Source organism: Pseudomaricurvus hydrocarbonicus (assembly GCF_011602365.1).
Lineage (GTDB): Bacteria > Pseudomonadota > Gammaproteobacteria > Pseudomonadales > Cellvibrionaceae > Pseudomaricurvus > Pseudomaricurvus hydrocarbonicus.
The window spans coordinates 69,083-93,556 of sequence record NZ_JAAONZ010000001.1 but is presented as its reverse complement, the minus strand read 5'-3'; the positions used below and the strand labels follow the sequence as shown (position 1 = coordinate 93,556).

17 protein-coding genes are annotated in these 24,474 nt (G+C 54.1%); 9 read left to right on the top strand and 8 right to left on the bottom strand.

Annotated elements, in window-relative coordinates; translation table 11 throughout:
- Positions 1-4 precede the first annotated feature (4 nt).
- From G8770_RS00370 to G8770_RS00345, 6 genes are all read right to left on the bottom strand, one after another.
- Positions 5-2,218: a molybdopterin oxidoreductase family protein gene (locus G8770_RS00370; RefSeq protein WP_167180587.1), complete on the bottom strand. Its 2,214-nt coding sequence runs from the start codon at positions 2,216-2,218 to the stop codon at positions 5-7.
- Between the two features lie 361 nt (positions 2,219-2,579).
- A complete protein-coding gene (locus G8770_RS00365) occupies positions 2,580-4,385 on the bottom strand; it encodes a putative bifunctional diguanylate cyclase/phosphodiesterase (protein WP_167180585.1) in 1,806 nt (601 codons plus the stop codon).
- Positions 4,386-4,641: 256 nt separating this feature from the next.
- The gene (locus G8770_RS00360; protein WP_167180583.1) at positions 4,642-7,806 is read right to left on the bottom strand and encodes an efflux RND transporter permease subunit; all 3,165 of its coding nucleotides are present in this window, start codon (positions 7,804-7,806) and stop codon (positions 4,642-4,644) included.
- Between the two features lie 133 nt (positions 7,807-7,939).
- Complete coding sequence (locus tag G8770_RS00355) at positions 7,940-9,139, bottom strand: efflux RND transporter periplasmic adaptor subunit (protein WP_167180581.1); 1,200 nt, start codon at positions 9,137-9,139, stop codon at positions 7,940-7,942.
- A 359-nt stretch (positions 9,140-9,498) separates the two neighbouring features.
- Entirely contained in the window at positions 9,499-10,002 is a 504-nt protein-coding gene (greB, locus tag G8770_RS00350) for a transcription elongation factor GreB (protein ID WP_167180579.1), read from the bottom strand.
- Entirely contained in the window at positions 10,002-12,080 is a 2,079-nt protein-coding gene (locus G8770_RS00345) for a S9 family peptidase (RefSeq protein WP_167180578.1), read from the bottom strand. The genes greB and G8770_RS00345 overlap by 1 nt, the downstream gene beginning before the upstream one ends.
- 304 nt (positions 12,081-12,384) lie before the next feature.
- Between G8770_RS00345 and tilS the strand changes: the two genes are divergently transcribed.
- The 9 genes from tilS to G8770_RS00300 all read left to right on the top strand — a co-directional run bounded on the left by tilS (position 12,385) and on the right by G8770_RS00300 (position 21,044).
- Complete coding sequence (gene tilS, locus G8770_RS00340; protein ID WP_167180576.1) at positions 12,385-13,734, top strand: tRNA lysidine(34) synthetase TilS; 1,350 nt, start codon at positions 12,385-12,387, stop codon at positions 13,732-13,734.
- Between the two features lie 304 nt (positions 13,735-14,038).
- On the top strand, positions 14,039-15,664 hold the full coding sequence (locus G8770_RS00335; RefSeq protein ID WP_167180567.1) for a CTP synthase: 1,626 nt from the start codon (positions 14,039-14,041) through the stop codon (positions 15,662-15,664).
- A 22-nt stretch (positions 15,665-15,686) separates the two neighbouring features.
- Complete coding sequence (kdsA, locus tag G8770_RS00330) at positions 15,687-16,538, top strand: 3-deoxy-8-phosphooctulonate synthase (RefSeq protein WP_167180565.1); 852 nt, start codon at positions 15,687-15,689, stop codon at positions 16,536-16,538.
- A 248-nt stretch (positions 16,539-16,786) separates the two neighbouring features.
- A complete protein-coding gene (eno, locus tag G8770_RS00325; RefSeq protein WP_167180563.1) occupies positions 16,787-18,082 on the top strand; it encodes a phosphopyruvate hydratase in 1,296 nt (431 codons plus the stop codon).
- Between the two features lie 184 nt (positions 18,083-18,266).
- Positions 18,267-18,548 carry a cell division protein FtsB gene (ftsB, locus tag G8770_RS00320; protein WP_167180561.1) on the top strand — a complete coding sequence of 94 codons (282 nt, stop codon included), beginning with the start codon at positions 18,267-18,269 and terminating at the stop codon, positions 18,546-18,548.
- 102 nt (positions 18,549-18,650) lie between these two features.
- Positions 18,651-19,364, top strand: a complete 714-nt coding sequence (ispD, locus tag G8770_RS00315) for a 2-C-methyl-D-erythritol 4-phosphate cytidylyltransferase (RefSeq protein WP_167180559.1) — start codon at positions 18,651-18,653, stop codon at positions 19,362-19,364.
- A 170-nt stretch (positions 19,365-19,534) separates the two neighbouring features.
- A complete protein-coding gene (gene ispF, locus G8770_RS00310; RefSeq protein ID WP_167180557.1) occupies positions 19,535-20,014 on the top strand; it encodes a 2-C-methyl-D-erythritol 2,4-cyclodiphosphate synthase in 480 nt (159 codons plus the stop codon).
- Positions 20,015-20,145: 131 nt separating this feature from the next.
- The gene (locus G8770_RS00305; RefSeq protein ID WP_167180555.1) at positions 20,146-20,505 is read left to right on the top strand and encodes an ArsR/SmtB family transcription factor; all 360 of its coding nucleotides are present in this window, start codon (positions 20,146-20,148) and stop codon (positions 20,503-20,505) included.
- Entirely contained in the window at positions 20,502-21,044 is a 543-nt protein-coding gene (locus tag G8770_RS00300) for a rhodanese-like domain-containing protein (protein ID WP_167180553.1), read from the top strand. Before G8770_RS00305 ends, G8770_RS00300 begins: the two co-directional genes overlap by 4 nt.
- A gap of 11 nt (positions 21,045-21,055) precedes the next feature.
- Here the strand turns inward: G8770_RS00300 and G8770_RS00295 are convergent, their stop codons facing one another.
- A complete protein-coding gene (locus G8770_RS00295; RefSeq protein ID WP_167180551.1) occupies positions 21,056-23,017 on the bottom strand; it encodes a DUF3604 domain-containing protein in 1,962 nt (653 codons plus the stop codon).
- A gap of 389 nt (positions 23,018-23,406) precedes the next feature.
- Complete coding sequence (locus G8770_RS00290; RefSeq protein WP_167180549.1) at positions 23,407-24,345, bottom strand: TetR/AcrR family transcriptional regulator; 939 nt, start codon at positions 24,343-24,345, stop codon at positions 23,407-23,409.
- Positions 24,346-24,474: the final 129 nt, after the last annotated feature.

Genomic DNA, 24,474 nt, shown 5'->3' with positions numbered 1-24,474 from the left:
CGGATTAAAACGCGCGGCGTTCAGCGTTAAGGCGTGCGGCTTCTTGCTGGTCTACCTTCTCAATGCGCGCAGAACACTGCTTGAACGCAGGTTGGCGTGAGTAGGGATCAAGCAGCCCCAGAGTCAGTCGGTTGACGCAGTCGTGGAAATGGAACGGAATAAAGACTGCGTTGCGCGCTACCCGGTGCGTCAATTGCACCATCACTACAGCGTCACCGCGACGGGAGGTCAGGCGCACGTATTGCTGATGCTGAATGCCCAGCTCTTCAGCGGCGTCAGGATTCATTTCCATGTAGGGCGTTGGGCTGTATTTATTGCAGTTGCCGATTTTGCCGGTACGGGTACGGGTGTGAAAATGCTCCACCACACGACCACTGTTAAGCCAGAAAGGGTATTCGTCACAGGGCTGTTCGTTATTGTTCACAAAGTCAACACAGATCAAATTGGCTTTGCCGTTTGGTGTCTGGAACTTGCCGTCGGTGTACAGACGTGGATCACCGCGCAAGCCTTGCTGGCCTTTGCGGCCTTCCTCACTGGCACGGTAGGGCCACTGAATGCCGCGCGCTTGCTCGATCTTGTCGTAGCTCATGCCGGAAATGTCCAGCGTGCGGTCACTGCCTACCGACAGCGTTTTCATTTCTTCGAACGCGCCTTCCGGAGTGTCCGGGAAGTGAATGACATGACCGTTGTCAAAACGTTTGGCCATCTGGTTGAAAATCCAGAAATCCGGTTTGGAGTCGGCGTAAGATGGCAGGGCGTTGCGCACCAGATTCACACGGCGTTCGGTGTTGGTGTGGCAGCCTTCTTTTTCCGCCCACACAGACGCAGGCAAATAAACGTGTGAATACTGGTTGGTTTCAACATCCTCATAACAATCCTGGACCACCAAAAATTCGAGTTTTTCCATGGCCTTGCGGATGCGCGGTGTGTTCGGCATGGAGGTCATGGGGTTGGTGGCAACCAACCACAGGCCTTTGATCTCTCCGGTTTCAATGGCCGGGAAGATGTCAGTTTCGGTCAGACCGCGTTTTTTCGGAAAGAACTCGGGGTCAATTCCCCAGAAGTCAGCAATTTCCTGGCGCTGCTCTGCGTTTTCCAGCACGCGATAACCGGGCAGGCCAGAGCAAGAGGACCATTCCCGGGTTCCCATGGCGTTACATTGTCCGGTGATGGACAGGCTGGTACCGCCGGGGATGCCAATATTGCCGGTGCACAGGTTCAGGTTATTGATGTTGGCGACACCGTCCGAGCCGTGGGTGCTTTGGTTGATGCCCATGGTCCAGATGGACATGGCGGCCCCGGCGTTGGCGTACAGGCGGGCCACAGTGCGAATGCGGTCTTCATCGATGCCGCATTCGTGCTGGGCATGGATGGGATCATAGCGCTTGTCCAGAACCAGGGCTTCCAATTCGCTGAGGTTGTTGGTGTGGGCTTCCAGGTAAGCTCGATCTTCGAGGCCTTCTTTAAAGATCACGTGCAACATGGAGTTGATCAGAACGCAGTCTGTCCCGGGAGTAATGGGCAGGTGAATGTCCGCAAACTGCGCCAGCATGGTGACGCGGGGGTCAACCACAATCAGGGGGAAATTGCGTTTTTCCTTGGCTTCTTTCAGGCGCCAGTAAATGATGGGGTGTTGCTCGGGCAGGTTGGAACCAAACGCCATCAAGCATTCGGTGTGTTCGAAGTCGCCATAGCAGCCCGGGGGGCCGTCGGCACCGAAGGAACGCTTGTAGCCGGACACTGCCGAGGCCATACACAGCGTTGTGTTGCCGTCGTAATTGTTGGTGCCGATGCAGCCGCGAACCAGTTTGCCGAGGGTATAAAATTCTTCGGTTAGCAATTGGCCTGTGGAGACGACGGCGAAGGCGTCACGGCCGTATTTGGTTTGTATTTCCTTGATTTTGTCGGCGGTTTTGTCCATGGCCTGGTCCCAGCTGGCGGGCTGAAAGGCGTGATGGAACTTGTCTCTCATCAGTGGTTGGGTACCGCGACCTGGAGACTCGAACAATTCGTGTTCCAGCAGGCCTTTAATGCACAACTTGCCTCGGTTCACGTCAGCACCGGCATGTCCGCGACTGGTAACCACTTTGCCATCGTCGCCGAGGCCAATTTCAATGGCACAGCCTGTAGAGCAATAGTTACAGGTGCTGTACTTCCACTCGGCAACCTTTTTTTGAGGGATCACAATCGGCTTGCGGTTCTTGCGGCCAAATATCATATCTCTACCTATTCTCTCTCTGCTGGGCGGTTTCAGGCTAAGCGTTCACATTTTCCGTTGTCTGGGGCGGCGTTTAAATTGAACGCCCTCTGTGTCACGGTTTCCGCGTCCCGTGTTGGTGGGACTGAGGCTGTGGAGTTGATTATTAAGCAAGGACCGTACCAATCTCTGATGTAAGGCTGTTTTCAGGCTCTTATGCGCCCACTGCATGTTATTTGCACTGTTGTGGGGCCAAATAATGAGTTTTCTTGAGGGGAATGTTGGTGTCTGGTCAATTGTATTGTCCAGGTGTGCGCTTATATTGTGCTTCGCTGCACCTTTATGGTTCTTTTGGCGGGTTGTTGGGCGGCTGCTGTAGGCGTTACAGCGGGGTCGCCGTGTCGGTATTGAGCTGATTAATGCGCTCACTCTCAAGCATGATGATGGCTTTATGTGAAGCAATGGGTTTGCTGAAATAAAAGCCTTGCGCCTGGTCGCAATGGTTGTCTTTGAGAAAATTCAGCTGTGCGAGGGTTTCGACGCCTTCGGCCACCACGGTAAAGTTCAGTTGCTTGGCGAGGAAGATGATGACGGAAGAAATTTGTTTATCGCTTTCGCTGTCGGGGATGTCCTTGATGAATACCCTGTCGATTTTCAAGGTGTCAACGGGAAGGTTTTTCAAGTAACTCAGTGACGAGTAGCCTGTACCAAAATCATCAATAGCAATGCGAACGCCCATTTGCTTGATCGTGTTGATGACTTCACGACCCTCATTCATATTTTCCATCAGCAGTGTTTCAGTAATTTCCAATTCCAGGCGGTTGGGGTTGATGGGGTATTTTTGGAGGCATTCGTTGAGAAACACCAAAAAGCTGTGTTTGGTAAAGTGAGTGGATGAAATATTGACCGAGATGACAATCTCAGGGTGATGGGGTTCAAGCACCTTCAGCTGACGGAAACTGGCCTCCAGAATCCAGTTGTCCAGTTGACTGATGAAGCCCATGGACTCCATGGCCGGGATAAACTCTGCGGGTGAAATGATACCGCGCTCGGGGTGGTCCCAGCGTACCAGTGATTCAAAGCCTTTGGTCATCCCATCCATATTGACCTTGGGTTGCAGGTACAGGGTGAATTGACTTTGTTCAAGGCCGTGCCTGATTTCACTTTCCAGGTACAGGTTATCGTGAGCTTCGGCAGCCATGTGAGCGTTGAACATCAAGTGGGCGTTGCCGCCCGCTTTTTTCGCTTTGTACATGGCAATTTCAGCGTGTTTGAGAAGATCTTCGGAGGTATTGCCGAGGGTGGCTGTAGAGATGCCGATGCTGCAACTGATGACCAGCGTGGTGCCTTCGACTTTTAGTGGTTTGCGTACCAGCTGAAGTACTTTTTGGCACAGCAGGTGGGCTTGTTCAGGGTGCTTGGCAGAGCGCAATAAAATGGCAAATTCGTCGCCCCCCAGGCGCGCGACCAGCCCCAGTGAATGAACCGAGCTTTTAATGCGGCTGGCCATTTTTTCCAAAACCACATCCCCCAAATGATGGCCGAGAGAATCATTGATGCGTTTAAAATTATCCAGATCCAGCAAAATGACTGCGACGATGTTTTCCCGGGAATTGAGGGCTGGCTGAGCAAGATCGTTTTGCAGCTCATACTGCAGTAGCTGACGATTGGCCAGACCGGTGAGTGGATCAAACAGGGAAAGGCGCTCGACCTCTTGATTGCGACTGTCGACGGTTTTTTCTTGCGTTTCTAACTGGAGCGACAGTCTGTTGAGTGAGTCTTCAATTTCATCAAATTCACCGATCCAGTGATCTTTGCTGAGTCGGGACAATTGATCGCGAAACTGCTGATACTGCTTTTGCCCCAGCAAAGGCAGTAGCTTCGCGTGGTTATTCAGTCGCTGGCTGACCTGGCGGGCAATGAAGTAGATGCAGAGGGCCAGAGTAAGGCTCAGTCCGAAGTAAATACCGCCCACGGCAAGTGGAGACTCCGTGAGTTTCAGAAGAGTGCGGCTGTCTGTTTGATACTGAAACCACAGGATGCTGACGAACACCGCACTGAACAGAACAAAAGCGAATACGGCGACGGTCGAGGGCCAGCGAGGTTTTCCGGTAGCCGGCGTACCGGCCGCGCGCGTGCCGTGTGATCCGGTGGAGCTGTCTGCCTGTAAGTGGTCGAGTTTGTTCATAACATCCCTTGTTTATTCGCGACCGGGTCTCAGCGTACTGAGCGTTATTCAGCGCTTGGTCTCAGTATAGTCAGCCTTCATGGCAACTCAGGTTTCCAGGTGTCGCAGTAGCAAACTGTGTCACATTTTTTGTGGTGGGAATTCGGTAAAAAAATTCAGTGTCATGACGTCAGAACAGCCGTGGCGCGGATGACCATCGTCCTGACAATGATCGATCATGGTTCCAGGCGCTCATCTAATGGTTTAAAACGCTAGTCTAAAGCTGTGCTGGCTGTCGTCGCAATTCCCGTCTTTGGAATAGTGCCATTAACAGGCAGGGGAGAAAAGTCAGAGTGATGATGGTGGAGCAAAAGATTCCCATCAAGACCACGATGCCTACCCCTCGATAGAGTTCTGTACCGGCGCCGGGGATCAACACCAGTGGTGCCAGACCAAAGATGGTGGTCAGGCTGGACATCAATATAGGCCGCAGGCGAATGTCGATGGCCGAAATTACGGCGTCTTTTACCGGTGTGTCAGGATTGACCAGGTTTTTGCGGGTTTGATCCACAATCAAAATCGGATTGTTGACGACAGTACCCAATAAAATTAAAAACCCCAGCATGGTGATCATGTCGAAAGGCTGGTGAATGCCAGTCAGTCCCACCAGAGAAAGCAGGGTTCCTGCGCCGTTGAGCAGGATCAGTCCAACCAGACCGCCGGCCAGCCCAAGGGGGATGGTGGTTAAAATAATCAATGGGTATCCCCAGTGCTGGAATATCGCCACCAGGAGTAAGTAAATAATGACCACCGCGACGATGAAATTGCCAGACAGGGCGTTGCGTGTCGCCTCCAGCTGATCTGCGGCACCGGATATGTCCATGCTGACGGTATTGCTGATCTCACCCTCTGCCTGCATGGTCGGTATGAGTTCATGTTGGACTTTGGCGACGGCGGTTGCCAGTGCCACATCGCGCGGCGGAATGATTCTGAGAGTGACCGTGCGACGACCGTCCACTCTGCGGACGGAGGTGCTGTCGACGGTTTCATTAAGTGTGGCGAGGGCGTTCAGGGGCAGGATAATTCCGGAGGGGGTCATGATGGGTAGCTGGCCAAGTTGATCCAGTTGTTGGTTTTGACCCGCGCTGCTTTGGATAAAGATATCGACTTTATCATCGTTGAGGAAAAATTCGTCGACATAGGCGCCGTCGCTCAGGGCGGCTACGGCATAGCCGAAATCGTCGGAGCTGTACTGATATTCTGCCAGCCGTTCCCAGTTGGGTTTTACCTCGACCAGTGGCTGGTCGAGGCTCAAAGATGAAGGTTCGGATTGAATCTGCGGGTTGTCGAATAATGTTTGCGTACGCTGATAGGCATTTTCAGCGGCGGCATAGAGTTCGTTTAAATCCGAGCCGGAGATGTCCAGGTTGACGGCACGGGTACCGCCATTGTTGCTGGAAATGATCGAGCCTCTTGAGGCAAACGCGCGCATACCGGGATAGCTGCGAAACAGCTTGGTCAGGGAGTCCATCATGGGGTTGATATCTTCTTCGCGTATCGGCTCACTCATTACCCAGATCATGGATGAGGACACGCTTAGACTGTAGTACTTGAGCGCAGGAAACGGTGTTTCCCCCCGTTCAAAGGCCTGCGGGTCTGCATTCACGGTGGCGTCCAGCAGGGTGCGAACTTCTTTGCCTATGCGCGACATTTCGGCCTGGTTGTAGCCCGGCGGGGCAATCATTCGCGAAAACGCTTTGGGCTCTTCGCCCTCCGGCAGGTATTCAGCCGGAGGCATAAACGTCGCGGCAACGCCGAGGGTCAACAATAGCGTGCTGATCAGACAGACCGTGCGTCGCCATGGGGTATCAATAAGCCAGGTAATTCCGTGTAGTATGCGGTTGCGGGAATGAGGTTCATCTGTGTTGGGGGTAAGGTTGGTTGCATTGGTAATGCTGCCAAAGCCCAGACGTGCAGTGGCGGAAGGAACGACCGTCACCGCCACCAGCATGGAAGCCAGGATGGCGGAGGAAATGGCAATGGCGATGTCCGAATAAAGCTGTCCGGCTTCTTCCTGAACGAACAACACCGGGGCAAACACCAGTACCGTTGTGAGGGACGAGGCGAGGACCGCAGGCCATACATCCCGAACCCCCAACAGAGCTGCATCGAAAAGTTTCAGGCCGCGCCGACGGGCCTGTTCGATACTTTCCAGAACGACTATGGTGTTGTCCACCGTCATGCCGATGGCAAAGGCGACACCGGCCAGAGAGATGACGTTAATGGTGCGGTCGAAGGCGAGGAGCCCGACAAAGGCGGCAATGGTGCAGATAGGGATGCTCATAACGCCCACCAGCGTGGCCCGCGCAGAACGCAAAAACAGAAATAAAACCAGCGTGGCCAGCAAGGCACCCAGTGCCAGGTTGGTCCAGACATTTTTGATGGATTCCTGCACGTAGCGGACATCGTCGCCAATCAATTCAATGGTGAGTCCGTTTGCCGCCAGCAAATCTGCTTTCATCGCTTCCACAATGGGCAGCAGGTCGGTTTTAATCTGAATGACGTTGGAGCCGGCCTCCCGGTTGACGGCCAGGCGAATACTGTTTTCTGTGCCCTGATAGGAGACATTGCGCACTTCAAAGTGATCCAGTTTAACGCTGCCGACATCCTTTAAGCGGACGTTGGCATTGCCCTGGCGGGTAAGAATCAGGTTTTCCAGATCCTCTACATCGTCAAAGCGGCCAATGGTGCGCATCAGGTAGCGACGCTTGCCGCTGTCAATATCGCCGGCAGAGGTATCGCGATTGCGCTGCCGCACGGCATCGCGTACATCGCTAAAGGTCAAGCCGCGCTGCGCCAGTTGGGCCGGATCCAGCTGGATTTGTATCTGCCGTTGAGAGCCGCCACGGATCTGCACTTCCGAGATGCCACTCACGCGTTCCATGCGCGGGCGGACATGGTCATCGACAAAGTCGTACATCATGTCCATGTCGATTTTGAACGGGTTACCCGGCAGCGGCATGACGCTGAAATACATGAAGGCGTTTTGTGAAAAGGAACTGCTGAGCAGGCGAGGCTGGTCAACGTTCTCAGGGTACGATGAGACCTGGCTCAGTGCATTGCTGACTTGTATCAGGGCCTCGTTAATGTCTACACCAAATGGAAATTCCATTTCGATGGAGGCTCTGCCGGTCTCGCTCAGCGACGTCATGCGCTGCAGGTTGGGTACGGTGCGCAGGTAGCGCTCTTGCTCAATCAGGATTTCTTTTTCGATGTCCTGTGGGGTGGCTCCGGGCCAGCCGGTGACCACGCTGATGGTGCGGACTTCCAGGTCTGGAATCATTTGAATCGGAATGCGAAAGGCGGCCACCATACCGAGCACGCACATGATCAGGACGAAGACGGTGAGTACAATGCCTTGCCGAATACTGGCTTGAAACATGATTAACCTCTGTGTGGGCTTTTGACCTGCAGTCTGTGACGAGTGTCCGTCATGATCTGCGCCGGCGTTAAGTCAAATGCTGTTATATCAGTGGTGGGTCGCAATAGTGCACGGTTAGCTTGTCATCTGGCCGTTAGCGGTCAGACAGGATGTTGACGGCTTGGCCATGGCGGAGTATTTCGTTCCCCCGAATCACCACCAGGTCACCCGTTTGCAATCCGTCTTTCACCACCACAGAGCCATTACTTTCTTCGCCCAGCTCCAGGCGTCGTCGCTGCGCAATGGTTTTGCCGTCTGCTTCAGTCACAATGAAGACGCTGTAACTGCCATCCGGCCCGCGCAGTAAGGCATCTTTTGGAATCAGCAGAGCGGGTTCATCGCTTTGGGTAAATTGGAATTCCGCGGTGGCCGATGTCCCCGGCAGCAATTGCATTTCGGTGTTGTCCATCATAACGCGGACCTGAAAGGTGCGCGTACCGGAATTGCTGACGGGGACAATGGCACCGATACGACCTGTAACCATCAGGTTGGGGTGAGTATCGGGCTTGACGTTGACCCTGGTTTGGGGGGTGATGCGATTAAAGCGCACTTGTGGAACCTGAACATCCAGATAGACGGTGTCGATGGAGACTAATTGCAGAACCGCTGTCCCCGGTGTTACCCACTCGCCGGTTTCAGTGAACTTTTGACTGATGACGCCGCTGAAGGGCGCTTTCAGTGCATGCCAATTTACCCTGACCGCTTGGGCCTGTTGTTCCGCTTTGGCGGCATCCAGTAACGCGCTGGACGTCGCCAGGGCCGCCTGGCGTAACGTCAGTTCATTCATGGGCAGATGGTTGGTTTTGGTGAGGCGCTCAGCTTCTTTCACCAGCCGGGCTTTTTCTTCGTAATCTGCTTGTGCCGCTGCGGTCGTCGCTTTGGCTTGCTGCAGGCGGTGTTGCTCAATCGTGGGATCCAGCGTTAGCAGTATGTCCCCGGTCTGGACCTGATCGCCCACATCGACGTTCATGCCTGAGACCAGTCCGCCCACTCGAGTGGACAAGCTGGCGGTTTGTGCGGCGTTGAGGTTGCCGGTCAGACGGAGTTCGTAAGTGGGGATTGCGAGTTTGGGGGGCACGACTGCAACGGGCAGTGCGTTCTGGGCTGGACTGGGAAGTGCCACTGTGAGCAGCAGGAAAAGCAACCGCCGCACCGCACGCATCCGACGGCCACGGGCCAATGTCGAAAAATCAGGGCAAGTGTGCGTGGTGGCGCTGTCCAACTTGCAGGCCGTTGGCGATAGCCTCTGTTGCGTTGTCAAAAAAAAGAGAGGGCTGGGCAATCGAAATTGCATGTGATTCCTTTCCTGGCTCATTGTTGCGCTCATGACCATGAGTTCGTCATTGAGCGTAGATAGTAACTTACTGGCCACTGATATTACATCATGCGGCGGGTTAGCGAGAGGCTGCGCTTGATCGGATTGATTAACCCCTGGCCCAGAACGCCGGTTGAGCCAGGTTAAGGGCAGCTGTCGCCGGGGTGAATGGGCTTAATTGTACCGGCGGGTTAGTGAATGATGGCGGCGCACCGTGCACGCCATCAGATTCGCATTTTATTGGGGCCGATGGCATTCAGGGCAGGCCTCAACCAGGTGTCGGCCTCAACGTTGATGCAGTTCAAGCCATTGGCCTCAAACGTGTGGGTTCGTTCAGGCTAGTACTCCCGGTACTCAATTTCTACGATATCGTATCGCTGTTCGCCATCCGGCAATCGCAACAGGATCTCATCGTCCAGTCGCTTGCCCAGCAGTTGTCGCGCCAAGGGTGAATCCATACTGAGTTTGCCCGCTTTCACATTGAATTCATCTGGTCCTACGATCTGGTAGGTGGTTTCGTTGCCGTCGTCGTCCGCCAGGGTGACGTAAGCACCGAAAAACACCTTGTCACGGTCGTCGGGAATTCGGTCAACCACGGTCAGTTCGTCGAGCCGCTTGGTGAGAAAGCGTACCCGGCTGTCGATTTCACGCAGACGGCGTTTGCCATAAATGTAATCACCGTTTTCAGAGCGATCGCCGTTCTTGGCGGCTTCATGAACCACGTCGGTGACCTGCGGTCGTTCCACTTTCCACAGATGCGTCAGTTCTTCCTGTAGCCGTTGGGCCCCCTTGGGGGTGATGTAGGCTGAGCCTCGCCCGCGGGGTGGTCGCCAGCGTCCCATCACTGTTCCCCCGCGGTGGTGTCGGAGGGCAGGTTTTTCACCTCCACCGGCTGGATGCTGTCGGGGACCTGAAAGCCAAAAACCTGGCCGTAAAAGCTCCACTCGGCTTCCAGGCAGCGTTCAATGCTGCTGGCCCTGCGAAAACCGTGACCCTCACCGCTAAAGGGGACGTAGGCGACGGGAACCTGCTTTTCATCCAGTGCCCTGACCATGGCTTCTGCTTGATTGGGGGGCACCACCTTATCGTCCAGGCCCTGAAAAAAAATCACCGGACAATTGAGTTGCTGGGCGTGATGAATGGGAGAGCGCTGGCGGTAGAGGGCTTGTTGTTGCGGGTATGCACCGACGAGCGTGTCCAGGTATCGGGATTCAAACTTGTGAGTGTCGGTGGCCAGGGTTTCCAGGTCGCCAATGCCATACAGGCTGGCTCCGGCGTTGAAGGTGTCACTGAACGTCAGTGCGGCCAGTACGGTATAGCCGCCCGCGCTGCTGCCTTTGATGGCAATCTGTTCGGGATTTGCCAGGCCCTGTGAGACCAGATAATGGGCGGCGGCGCAGACATCTTCTACGTCGTGTACTCCCCAGGCGCCGTTGAGTTGCTCGCGATATTCACGTCCGTAGCCGGTACTGCCGCGATAGTTCACATCGATCACCGCAAAACCTCGGCTGGTCCAATATTGGATTTTAAGATTGAGGCCGGTTTCGGTTGCGCCGGTCGGACCGCCATGACAAAGCACGATCAGAGGTGGGGCCGTGTTTTCCGGGGCGATGGCTGCAGGGTTGCAGGGCGGGTAATAAAAGGCGTGGGCCACCGTGCTGCCGGAGTCGCCGCCGGCATTATTCTGGTGGGTATTGTCCCGATTGTCCTGATTGTCCTGATTGTCCTGATTGGCCTCGTGGCCGGTGACAAAGGTAATGGCCTGAGGTTGGCTGATAAGAGCTTTGTCGAGGTTGGTGGTGCTGGATTGCGCCAACCGTTGTATGGAGTCAACCAGTGTGCCCGACAGGTGTACCAGTTGACTGGCCTGGTTGGGGTTGGCGGCCAAAAATACGCTGCGTTGGTTCAGGCTTTGAATTTGACTGAGGTCGGTAAAGTCGGTGGCCAATGGCTGGCAGGTGTATTGATAGGTATCGATGTAAGCCAGTTGCCACTGTCCTGAGTGGGTAAAGCAGGCGAGGATTTCATGGCCGCTGAGAAAGCTGTATGTCGACATGCCAAAGACCCACTGCGGGGTGGCAAATTCGGCTTCAAGCTGGGTAATGGCGGTCAGTCCTTCTTCATCCAGTCGATACAGGTTCCACCAGTTGCTGCGGTCGGATACCAGAAACAATTGACCCGCAGGGCTCCATTGCGGCTGGAACACGGATTCGCCGTTACCGCCGGCAATCAGCATGGGGTTGTCGGGCAGACCGTCGCTGTCCAGTGGACTTAACCAGCATTCGGAGGAATCCCAGGGCATGCAGGGATGGTCCCAACAGAGCCAGCTGAGGTGAGCCCCGTCGGGGGATAGCCGTGGGTTGGAAAAAAAGTCGTGGCCACTCACCAGGACCGTCACCTGATCGTTTGTGGCCGCGGGGGTGTCGCTGAGCGCAATCGCCACCAGCTCGTTGACTTCTTCCTGGCCGGCCTGACGGTGATCTTCTCGCACACAGATCAGGCGCTTGCGGTGGGGGTCAAGACAAAAATCGGCATAGCGAAACGGCCCTTCGGGAGTAAGGGGCGTCGATTCGGTTTCGCTCCAGTGGTAGACCCTTTGATCGGCGGCATTGACGTAAAATACACCTTGCCCGGTGGCTAAATAGCTGGCGCCGCCATATTCGTGTGCCTGGCTGCGTACGCTCACCTCTTGGGGCAGGACCTCCTCGGCTTCGGTTTTGTTTCCTGAGACCTCGTAAGCTTGAAACATGAGCACATTGCGGCCTTGTTCCTGCGGCCGGGATTCCAGCCAAAAGCTGCCGCTGTCGCTAATCTGGGGCTCGCTCAAGCGTACGTTTTGCCGGGTGAGCAGATCGCTGGTGATGGGGGAGGGCCAGCTGCCATAAGGGAGCGTTTGGGTGTCGCTGCTGCGGTTGCTCATAGGGTCGATATCACCATTAGTTATCCTTCAATGGGAGCATTGTATTTCAGCTGATAGAATGGGGACAATGTATCAGGCCAACGATTCCCGGTGAACTGCGCCGTAGCACTTTCCCGCTCAACCAATCGCAGTTTTGGTGCAGTCAGCGGCTGTGCCATAAATCATCGATCGGGTCAGCATCGACCTGGGCAGAATCAAAGTAGTTGATAAGTCGTTAAATTGCTGTGGTCTGAAGTAATGAAGTCCAAATTCATGTCGCAACAGTCGACGGGATACCTTCAGTGAAACAATAGAGTAAGCGTGAATGCCAGACATGCCAGCCGTCCTTGAAATATTGCACCAATTCGTACGAGAGAATCCGTCGGTGAAGCGCTGGTGGGTAGCCTACAGTGGTGGGCTGGACTCGTCGGTATTGCTGCGGGCACTGGTGGAAGCTGAGCGGTCGCGTCCTGTGCTGGCATTGCACGTCAATCATGGCTTGTCGGCGCAAGCCGATGCCTGGCAAGAGCACTGCCAAAGGGAGTGTGACGCCCTGGGGGTGGCGCTGACGGCTGAAACCGTCAGGGTTGAAGTGCAGGGGCGAGGCCTGGAAGACGCGGCCAGACAAGCCCGCTACCAGGTGTTTGAGCAGTATCTGCAGCCGGGTGACGGGCTGTTGCTGGGACACCATCAGGATGATCAGGCAGAAACCGTGTTGTTGCGTTTGCTGCGCGGCAGCGGCCCCAAAGGCCTGGCGGGTATGGCCAGCGAACGGGTTGTTGGCGCGGGCAGGTTGTACCGTCCTTTGTTGGGGTTGAATCGTGAAGCGCTGGAACAGCAGGCCCGGCAGTGGTGTTTGTCCTGGGTTGATGATGACAGCAACCGTTCGCTGGGATTTGACCGCAACTATGTGCGCCATGCGGTGATGCCCGCCATTCAGCAGCGCTGGCCGGACGTGGCCGAGCGCTGGCGGCAGAGCAGTGAGGTCTGTCGTCAGTCGCATGAGCTGATTGAAGAAATCGCTGCAGAGGATTGGCAGAAAGCCGGGTGGCAGGCAGAGCGGCTGGGCAGCAGTCTGGATTTGTCGGTGTTGCAGGGGTTGTCTGAATTTCGCCGGGGCAACGTCATCCGCTATTGGCTGCAGCAACAGGGGCGGGACTTGCCGGAGCGGGTCCATTTACAGCAAGTAGAAGCTCAACTGGTGTGGGGACGAGAAGACAGTGAGGCCGAAGTGCTGTGGGGGCGCAGTCGCCTGAGGCGCTTTCGGCAACGCCTGTACCTGTTGCCGCCACAGCTGATCACTGCCCAGCCGGCCGTTGCTGAGTGCTGGGATGGCTTGACCCCTTTGGTGTGGGGGCATTGGCAGCTGCGCCTTGAGCCGCAAGCCGAAGGAGGATTCCGCCGTCCGACGCAAGGCTTTCAGGTGGTGAGCCGCCAGGGGGGGGAGCGCTGCCAGCCGTTCTGGCGCAACAAGTCCCAGACACTGAAAAAACTCTTGCAGGAGGCGAGCCTTGAGCCGTGGCTCCGTGCGCAACTGCCGATTCTGCGAGTGGATGGAGAAATTGCGGTGGTGGGCGATCTGTGGTTTTGTCGTGGCTGGGAGGCATCCGCCACGGCAGCAGGGGGGGCAGAGCCCGGTTACCGCCTTTGCTGGCAGGCGCTTGGCGACCGCTGAAGGCTTCTGCAGGCCGATGTCCCGCGACTGCTTTCGGCATGTCGGGTGCGGCAATTCTCGAAATGTTTGCCTAAACTTCTTCGATTGATCGTTTTAGGCCCCGATTTCCCCTTGAGACTCGCCTATTTCCGATTGAGACAAGGGGGGCTTTCCGGTAGACTGGCGTCCCATCTTCAGGGCTTGCTGTAACACTTGATATGACTGTTTTTTACGACTGTGGTTGTGACCGTTATTTCAACATGGTTTACACAACGACTTCAGCGCGGCCTACCCCAATTTTGATCGTTAATTCAGCAAGGTTCTTATGACGCGATATATCTTCGTTACTGGTGGTGTTGTTTCTTCTTTGGGCAAGGGCATCGCTTCCGCATCCCTGGGTGCCATTCTGGAATCCCGGGGCCTGAAAGTCACGGTTCTAAAGCTTGATCCCTATATCAACGTCGACCCCGGTACCATGAGCCCATTTCAGCATGGCGAAGTCTATGTGACCGAAGACGGTGCTGAAACCGACCTGGATCTGGGCCATTACGAGCGTTTTATCCGCACGAAAATGAGTCGCCGCAACAATTTTACCACCGGTCGGGTTTATGAAACCGTGTTGCGCAAAGAGCGCCGCGGCGATTATCTGGGGGGAACCGTGCAGGTGATTCCGCACATCACCGATGAAATCAAGCGCCGCGTACTGGAAGGCGGTCGGGATGCGGACATCGCGCTGGTTGAAATCGGCGGCACCGTGGGTGACATTGAATCCCAGCCATTCCTCGAAGCGGCCCGTCAGTTGAAGGTTGAGCTGGGGCGCGAGCGCGCGCAGTGGATTCACCTGACGCTGGTGCCTTACATCGCGACGGCGGGAGAAACCAAAACCAAGCCGACTCAGCACTCGGTGAAAGAATTGCGTTCTATCGGGGTACAGCCGGAAATTCTGCTGTGCCGCTCCGAGCGGGAAGTGGATGAAGACTCCCGTCGTAAAATTGCGCTGTTCACCAACGTGGCAGAGCGCGCCGTGGTGCCGTTACCGGATGCCAAAACCATCTATTCCATTCCCCAAATGCTGAAAGATTACAAGCTGGATGAGATCGTTCTGGAAAACTTCGGCCTGGAGGCGCCAGACGCCGATCTGTCCGAGTGGGACCGGGTGGTGGATGGCAAGCTGAACCCAGAGCATGAAGTCACTGTGGCCATGGTCGGCAAGTACATGGAGCTGCTGGACGCCTACAAATCTCTGAACGAATCCCTCATTCATGCCGGTATTCACACTCGCACCAAAGTGAATGTGAAATACATTAATGCGGAAGATGTCGAAACTCAGGGCATTTCCCTGATCGAAGGCGTTGATGCCATTCTGGTTCCCGGCGGTTTTGGCGAGCGCGGCCTCGAAGGCAAGCTGCAAGCGGTTCAGTACGCCCGCGAAAATAAGATTCCGTACCTGGGCATTTGCCTGGGGATGCAGTCTGTGGTGATTGAATTTGCCCGTAACGTGCTGGGTCTGAAAGACGCCAACAGCACGGAATTCGACAAGGACACCAAGAACCCGGTGATTGGTTTGATCACCGAGTGGATTACCTCCGACGGCGATGTAGAAAAACGTGATGAAGCTTCGGATCTCGGCGGCACCATGCGTTTGGGTGGTCAGGAGTGTCGTTTGGTGCCCGGCAGTAAGGCCCGCGACATCTACGAAGCGGATGTCATCATGGAGCGCCACCGTCACCGTTTCGAAGTGAACAACAACTATGTGGATCAGTTGCAAAAAGCCGGTTTGAAGATCGGTGGCTGGTCTGCCGATGATAACCTGGTAGAAATGGTCGAAATTGTTGATCACCCCTGGTTTGTGGCGTGTCAGTTCCACCCGGAATTCACCTCAACGCCGCGTGACGGACACAAGTTGTTCACCAGCTATATCCAGGCAGCACTGGATAACAAGAAGTCATAAGGGCGGAATAAAAGTGGAAACGATGACAAACAGAACCATTACCGTTCAGGGCCTGGACGTTGCCAATGACAAACCGTTTACGCTGTTTGGCGGTATGAACGTGCTGGAGTCACGGGACATGGCCATGCAGGTGGCCGAGCACTATGTCAAGGTGACCGAAAAGCTGGGTATCCCTTACATCTTTAAAGCCTCTTTCGACAAGGCCAACCGCTCGTCCGTTCACTCCTATCGCGGCCCCGGTATGGAAGAAGGGTTGAAGATTTTTGCCGAAATCAAGCAGACCTTCAATGTGCCGGTGATTACCGATGTGCACGAGATCTACCAGTGCCAACCCGTGGCAGAGGTTTGCGATGTGATTCAACTGCCCGCGTTTTTGGCGCGCCAGACCGATCTGGTCGAGGCGATGGCCAAAACCGGTGCCGTGATTAATGTCAAAAAACCCCAGTTTCTGAGCCCCGGTCAGATGAAAAACATCGTTGAGAAGTTTGCCGAATGCGGCAACGAGCAAGTGATGTTGTGTGAGCGTGGCAGCAGTTTTGGTTACGACAACCTGGTGGTGGATATGCTGGGTTTTCGCACCATGAAAGAAGTGAGTAACGGCGCCCCTCTGATCTTTGATGTGACCCACGCCTTGCAGTGCCGTGACCCGATGGGCGCCGCTTCCGGTGGTCGTCGTCATCAGGTGGCCGAACTGGGCCGGGCGGGTCTGGCCACGGGCCTGGCGGGCTTGTTCCTGGAGGCGCACCCCAATCCGGATCAGGCCAGGTGCGATGGCCCCAGTGCCTTGCCGCTGGACAAGCTGGAGCCGTTTCTGGCGGAGATGAAAGCCGTGGATGATGTCATCAAGAATCTGCCGGCTTTGGATATTCGCTAACAGCGCATTTACCCAAAGAACTTTGTGGGGCGGCACACGTCATTGCGAGGCACGAAGCAATCTCATGCAGATTGCTACAAGGCCAGGAGATTGCCGCGTCGCGTTGCTCCTCGCAAGGGCGGGTTGTTAAGTGTTAACCGAAGAGTTTAAAAGAATTTAATACAACGAGAAGCGATTCGAGGGAAAGGGTGGCAGTTCCTGTCTTTCGTTAAGCGTCTCACCATTATACAAACGGAGAGTTTGCTGAAATGAGTAAGATTGTTGATGTAAAAGCCTACGAGGTGCTCGATTCTCGTGGTAACCCAACCGTCAATGCTGATGTGATTCTGGAGTCAGGTGTGGTTGGTTCAGCTTGTGCACCTTCTGGAGCATCAACCGGTTCTCGCGAAGCCCTGGAATTGCGTGATGGCGATAAGGGTCGTTACCTGGGCAAAGGGGTTTTGAAGGCCGTTGCCAACGTAAACACCTCGATCAAAGACTTGCTGGTGGGTATGGATGCTGCGGATCAGCGCGCGCTGGATCAGGTGATGATCGACGCCGACGGCACCGAGAACAAAGCAAACTTCGGCGCTAACGCCATTCTGGCTGTGTCTCTGGCTGCAGCCAAAGCCGCTGCCGCCGACAAGAACATTCCTCTGTATCAGCACATTGCCGACATCAATGGTACTCCCGGTCAGTACTCCATGCCGGTTCCCATGATGAACATCATCAATGGTGGTGAGCACGCCGACAATAACGTCGACATCCAGGAGTTTATGGTGCAGCCCGTCGGTGCCAAGACTTTCTCTGAAGCCCTGCAAGCCGGTGCTGAAATCTTCCACTCGCTGAAAAAAGTGTTGAGCAGCAAAGGCCTCAACACCGCCGTCGGTGATGAAGGTGGTTTTGCTCCGGATCTGGCTTCCAATGCAGATGCTCTGGCTGTTATTAAAGAAGCCATTGAAAACGCCGGTTACAAGCTGGGTGACAACATCACTCTGGCCCTGGATTGTGCGGCCTCCGAATTTTACAAAGACGGTCAGTACGACCTGGCGGGTGAGGGCAAGGTATACAGCTCTGAAGGCTTCAGCGATTTTCTGGCTGAACTGTGCGAGCAGTACCCGATCATTTCCATTGAAGATGGTCTGGACGAATCCGATTGGGACGGCTGGAAATACCAGACTGAAAAGCTGGGTGACAAAATCCAGTTGGTGGGTGATGACCTGTTCGTGACCAACACCAAGATTCTCAAGCAAGGTATTGAGAAGGGTGTGGCCAACTCCATTCTGATTAAGTTCAACCAGATTGGCAGCCTGTCTGAAACTCTGGACGCCATCAAAATGGCCAAAGATGCAGGTTACACCGTGGTGATTTCACACCGTTCCGGCGAAACTGAAGATACCACCATTGCTGATCTGGCGGTGGCAACGGCGGCGGGTCAAATCAAAACCGGTTCCCTGTGTCGCTCTGACCGCGTCTCCAAGTACAACCGCCTGCTGCGTATTGAAGCGGAACTGGGTGCAGAAAAAGCCCCGTACCGCGGTATTGCAGAATTTAAAAAGGTTTGATGATGATCGGCTTCGGCTGCAATCACAGGTGACAAAACAGGCCGGTTTTTCCGGCCTGTTTTGTTTTGACCGCTGGAGTTACACTGACGGCCAGTTTTGGATGTATGATTGTGGCCACGGTGTTCGTCTCTGATGATTGTGGTATCGTAGCGTTTACGTCTTTTAACGTGTGTCTGTCTCTCGTATGAAATGGCTCATCCCAATATTGCTGATTCTCCTGGCTGGCCTCCAATACCGTTTGTGGGTAGGTGAAGGCAGTCTGGCCGACGTTGTACGCCTGAATGAGGAAATTCAGACGCAGGCAGTGGAGAATGAGAAACTGCGTGAGCGCAATCGTATTCTGGCGGCCGAGGTGGGTGGGTTAAAATCCGGTTTGGATGCAGTGGAAGAGCGCGCGCGTGAAGACCTGGGAATGATCAAGCCTGGCGAAACCTTTTTCATGGTCGTCGAGCCCGCGTCAAAATAGATGGACGCTCCTAAGCGACTGGCTCGCCGGGTCCGCGTGGCTGGCAGCCGCTCTGCATTTGCACCGCCACCCTTAATTACGCACAGGTAAAACACCCTCAGTATGTCTCACTTTCAATCCTCAGAAGGTTATTGGGTCATCGTTCCTGCCGCTGGTGTAGGTTCACGTATGGGGGCCGATAAGCCCAAGCAATATCTCACCCTGAACCATAAAACCATCCTTGAACACACGCTGGAACGCCTGCTTCAATTGCCCGCACTGAATGGCATTGTGGTGGTGGTGCATCCTCTGGATGCCTATTGGTCTGAACTGCCGATTTTTGAAAATCCCAAAATCAAGGTGATCGAAGGGGGCCAGGAGCGTTGTGATTCGGTCTTGAACGGTCTGGACACGCTGGATGAACACTTGCAACCCTTGGACTGGGTCATGGTACACGACGCCGCGCGGCCTTGCTTCGAGCTGAGTGACGTGGAGGAATTGATCGAAAAGCTCGATGAGCATTTGGTCGGTGGCATTCTCGGGGTGCCGGTCAGCGATACCGTCAAGCGGCTGAATGATAATTACGGCATTGAAGAAACCGTCGATCGCCGGGTGTTGTGGTTGGCGCAGACTCCGCAGATGTTTCGCTACGGTGTACTGGCAAAATCTTTGCGTGAAGCCTTGCAGCAGGGTATCCCCATCACGGATGAAGCCTCTGCACTGGAAGCTGCGGGCTATGTGCCCCTGATGGTGGAAGGTCGTCGGGACAACATCAAGGTAACCCGCCCGGAAGACATCCCCATGGCGGAGCTGATTCTTCGTTTGCAGGAGAGGTGACTCTTCGTTTGCAGAAGAGCTGATTCTTCGCTTGCAGGCGCTGACTCTGGGTCTGAACGTGATTGGGCTGAGAGGCACGAGGGTTTCATTCCCCAGTAATTGAAATAATCATTGAGCAGCGAGCAGCGAGCAGCGAGCAGCGAGCAGCGAGCTCAATTAACGGAGACAGTATGAGAATTGGTCACGGTTACGATGTTCACGCGTTTGGTGACGGTGAAAAAATTGTCATTGGCGGAGTGGTCATCCCCCACGTGCGTGGCCTCGTCGCGCACTCGGATGGCGATGTACTCCTGCACGCACTCTGCGATGCGTTGTTGGGCGCGGTGGCTTTAGGGGATATAGGCAAGCATTTTCCCGATACCGACGCCAGCTACAAAAATGCGGACAGTCGCGCGCTGCTCAGAATGGTCTTCGCCAAGGTAAAAGCCAAAGGCTATGCCCTGAGCAATGCCGACATGACCGTTGTCGCCCAGGCTCCCAAAATGGCGCCGTATATCGACGCGATGGTTCACGCCATTGCCCAGGATCTGGAGGCCTGTAGCGATCAGATCAACGTCAAAGCCACGACGACGGAAAAGCTGGGCTTTACCGGGCGCCAAGAGGGCATTGCGGCTCACGCTGTGGTCCTGTTGCAGCCTGTTGTCGCTTAATTCCTTTATTTAATCGTCTGTTGTGCCCGCTGAGGGAAAATTTCGTCGCATAATATTAGAAAAATCTAATTTAATTGTTTATAAATTAGTGGAATCTAATATAATGGCCTGGTGAAATTAGCAGGTGATGTATGACTACCTTTCAAGCGCATGCTCAGGACGATTTACAGCAGCAGTTAATCAAGTTACAGCAGCACGCTGATGAAGCTGCGGCTTTGATGCAGCAATTTGCCAACACCAACCGGTTGATGATTGTGTGTACCTTGATGAATGACGAGCTGTCGGTTGGTGAATTGAATGAGCGAATCCCCTTAAGCCAATCGTCTTTGTCACAACATTTGGCTGGCTTGCGTAAAGCCGGGCTAGTGTCAGCGCGCCGTGAAGGCTTGTCGGTTTTTTATCGGTTGCAAGGTGATCATGCCATCAAAGTGGTGTCGTTATTAAAAGAGTTATTTTGTCATGGTGACAATAATGTACAGGAGTGTTTATGAGTTACAAAACTCAAACCGCTGAGATGTTTGCTCAGCAATTAAAGGGCGGCGATGTTGCCCTGTGTATTGATGTGCGTACCGAAGCAGAATTTGCCGGTGCCCGTTGCTTGAACAGTATTAATATACCGCTGCAGGAGATTGACCCCGGTAAGGTAGAGGCTCAGTTAAAGCGTTTGAATCTGCCGGAAGACGCTACTGTACATTTGATTTGTCAGGCGGGCAAACGCAGTATCATGGCGGCCGAAAAAGTCACCTTGGGACTGGCCAATCCTGTATGCGTAGTGTCGGGGGGCGTTCAAGGGCTGTCGGTTGATGTCATTCAGCAGGGCGAAGGAGGGATTATTCCTTTGGAGCGACAGGTGCTGATCGCTGCCGGAAGTTTGAGTTTGTTGGGTGTGCTGTTGGGTTTTACAGTAGGGTCATGGGGCTTTTTTGTTCCCGCCTTGGTGGGGGCGGGATTGGTGTTTGCCGGCTTGACGGACACCTGTTTCATGGGGATGTTGTTGGCGCGTATGCCCTGGAACAAAAAGACCGCCTAGCTTGATGCGTGTCATGGGGTCGGTTTTGGAGGGCTGCCGGTAGCCTGTGGGGGTAGGTTATCGGTTTTAGGAGCCGGAATATATTCTGTTTCTGTTTCTGTTTCTGTTTCTACTTCTGGGGAATGGCCTCGATACCATATTGGAGAGCTCCAGGCCCTTTCCTGTATGGTCGGCGGAACGTCTTTGCGCAGCTCTTTACCCAGTTGGACAGCCTGTATGGTTGTCCAGCGTGGGGTGGGAATCTCCAGCAGCCGGACGTAATAAAAAGCGGATTGCGTGGCGTCAAACTCGGGATCCTGCCAGTTCGCTGTTAATTTCGAGTCCCCAATAGAATTGGTGTAGGCCGCAGTTTTCAGGTCGACGGTGTTGCCAATCGATGTTACCTGGTTCGGCTGGCTGGGACGGTTGTCCGCAAGGGCCACGTTGTAGATTTTCTCATGGGTTTCTCCATCACTGTCTATCCAGCCTTTTATGACTTGTAGGCGATCTAAATTAGCGCCCTCCGGGTCTTTTTCTGCAGTGATTAATAAACGCAGCTCGGGAGGGGCGTCGTCACCTCCCCCGATTTCTTCCCGGGGCAGGGTGCCACCCATCGGGACTCCGTGATCGTAGCCGATTTGGCTCCACTGCTGTTCCGCCAAATCGGCAGTGAAGTGAAAGCCGCCAAACACTCTCAGGCGCATACGGGGTCCAGACGTGGCGTATACTTCTCTTCTTTTCAGTGCGTCAAATAAGGCTGCACGGGTGTTCTTTTCTGCCCAGATTGCCGTCATGCCACCGGTGCCGAACTTGGCGAGAGCCCGGAGTACCCTGGAAGTGGGAAACAGGCGCTGCTCTGGTGTGGCGTCCAGCAAGCCCAGCTTGCCGAAATAGTCATCTTCCTGATACGGCCCGGCTGTTCCATTGTGATTATCCGAAGAGCCGATAAAGCCAAATTCAAAAGGGTTTGCGCCCGTCTCCTTTTCAATTTTTAATCCCGCCTTCAGTGCCGGGCGGATATAGCTGCCGTTGATTCTACCAAGCAGGTAAGGCCGCTCTTCGCTAACATCGCCGCTCAGGTAGCGGTAGGTTTCAAAGTTGGCAAATGCATCTTCTTCGGACTGGGCAGGGTGGATCATGGACTGCCCTTTGCTCTGAATCACTTCGTTGATGGGTTCATTGCGTCTGCGCATTTCACTGTACTGCTGGGACAGGGTCTTACCGTAAGAGTTCTTCACGCTGTACATGCTGCCGTGACTTAAATTGCCGCTGTGAGGGATGGCTAATACGTCCTGGCCCTTCTGGCGAAGTGCATCCATCCACTGCCACAGTCTTTCAGGTTTATTGGAATCAAAGGCGGTAAAGGGCAGCAGAGGGACATTATCACCTCGAAAAATAACGTTGCGATGCAAGCTGCGCCTAAAGGGGAGTGGGCTAATGGGGATGTTGGCTGTCCATTCGTACCCGATTAACGCGGTGAACTTGCCTGGGTCGTTATACTTGTTGGCCACGTCAACGACGTCTTTCCAGATTGCAGCGCGAAGTTTTCTATTTTCAAGTTCCGGGAACGGGGTGTTCTCAGCGGTGGAGCGCTCAAGTTCGATATAGACCGCTGTCGGGTCGGAAGCAAAACGTTTTGCTAAAAGCGTCTTATTCAGGGGGCTGTTGGGTTTTTTGAGTTCTTTTACCATGCCCAGGTATTCTGCGTGGTCGGTGACCGCCAGGAAGTCCAGCGGGCGGTGTATTTGTAGTGGGGTGCCGGAAGCGTGTGCAATGGCTTGACCAAGTGCGTACCGGTAAGCCTCTTCGGGTGTTGCTGTGACATGAAAAGCGGAAGCATCAAAGGACCAGGCGGTGTGCAGGTGTAAGTCTCCGAAGAATACCTGTCGCGTTGGTGGGTCAGCGTTTGCAAGCAAGTTGTGAGCTAATGCCATGATGGCAGCTGTGTTCAGCAAGATTTTTTTTGTGAGTTGTATTAAAAATCTTTGTGGCATTGTCTCTTGAGGTCTCTGTGGCTGCTCCGTTCTTTATTCCTTCGCTGTTCCGTTTTTTTGTGCGTGCTCTGGGGTTGAGATGACAGGGGCGCGGGTGTGTTCTTCGTTTTCTGTGGCAAAGTGGGTGGTTCTTTTGTGATGGCCAAATAAAACACATGGTGATGGCCAAATAAAACAGATTGTGGTGGCCCGAGTTTGTCTAATCAGTGTAGACAATTTTTAGCTCGCAGTGCGGCTTGACTTGTCAGCCAGGTATTTCAGTGGGGGGCAGTGCCGATAGCCGGATAGTCTGGCTGGGGCCCGAGTCAGCTAAGAAGTGGCCGGTGAGGGGGGGGGGGGACGCTTGTCGTATTTATTGTCTTCTGGATGTTTCGTGGCGTTTGGTGCCGCTAACGGCTGGTCTGGCATTGAGAAACGGGTAAGGATTTTTCTGGTGGGCCTTGCAGGTGAAAGCCTTGAAGCAGGCGTTGGATGGCCTCCTTGTTAAATCGGCGATCGGTACGCTGCTTCTCTTTGACGTTCGACAATTCAAGCTGGCGGATAGTGTATATCAACAGGTGTGCATCAATTCGTGGGGCATTGCTGCCAATCCTTAAGCAGGTGAGTTCAGCAAGGTCTAACAGGGTTTGATTAATGACCTGGACTTTTTCCGTCATTGGATCTGTCGTGTTTAACTCAAACAGAAATTGGCATTTTACCGCTTGCAGGTAAGCATGGTTGGTGGTCTCTGAATCTATGTGATCCGTGAAAAACTCAGCCAGATCCTCTATGTAAGCGGGTATGTCGTTAAGTTTGGTGTGGTTGGCAGAATGTTTTTTGTAGATTGCTTCGATCTTGTTATTGATGCTTTCGCGGTAGTGCTGTGTCTGGTCTATAAATGCATCAAATGCGGCTTCTATAATGTTTTCCAGCGTGCCGAAGTAATAGGTGGTCATGGCCAGTTGAACACCTGCCATCTTGGCAATGGTGCGGTGAGACAGGGAAGAAAGTCCCTTGGTGGCAATGATGTCGAGTGTGGCGGCGATGATTTTATTCTTTGCCCGCAAACGCTTTTCTGCTTTCTTGTTGGGTGCAATTTCGTTGTTGACGGGCTCTTCTGTTGTGGGACGACCGTCCGTTGTCGGGGGGGCTTCTGTGCTGGCAGAGAGCTCTGAATCCAGTGAGAGTCGATGGCTTTGATCGTCACGAGCCGCTGAGTTCTGCGCTGTGGTCGAATTTTCGCGGGATTCGACTGAGCTGTTATCGTGCGGGTTAGCGGCTCTCAGTGTGTTATTTGCACAGGAGTTTTGCGGGTTTGAAGCGTCCTGCCGAAGTTCTCGTTCTTCCATTGATATTATCCGGAAACCTAATCGCCGGATCTCCTTATAACGATGATGAAAGAAAGGTATACAAAGCCATGAGACAGGTCAATGTAAACACAACAGTTTATGCGCACTATTTGTCACATTTTGAAGAAT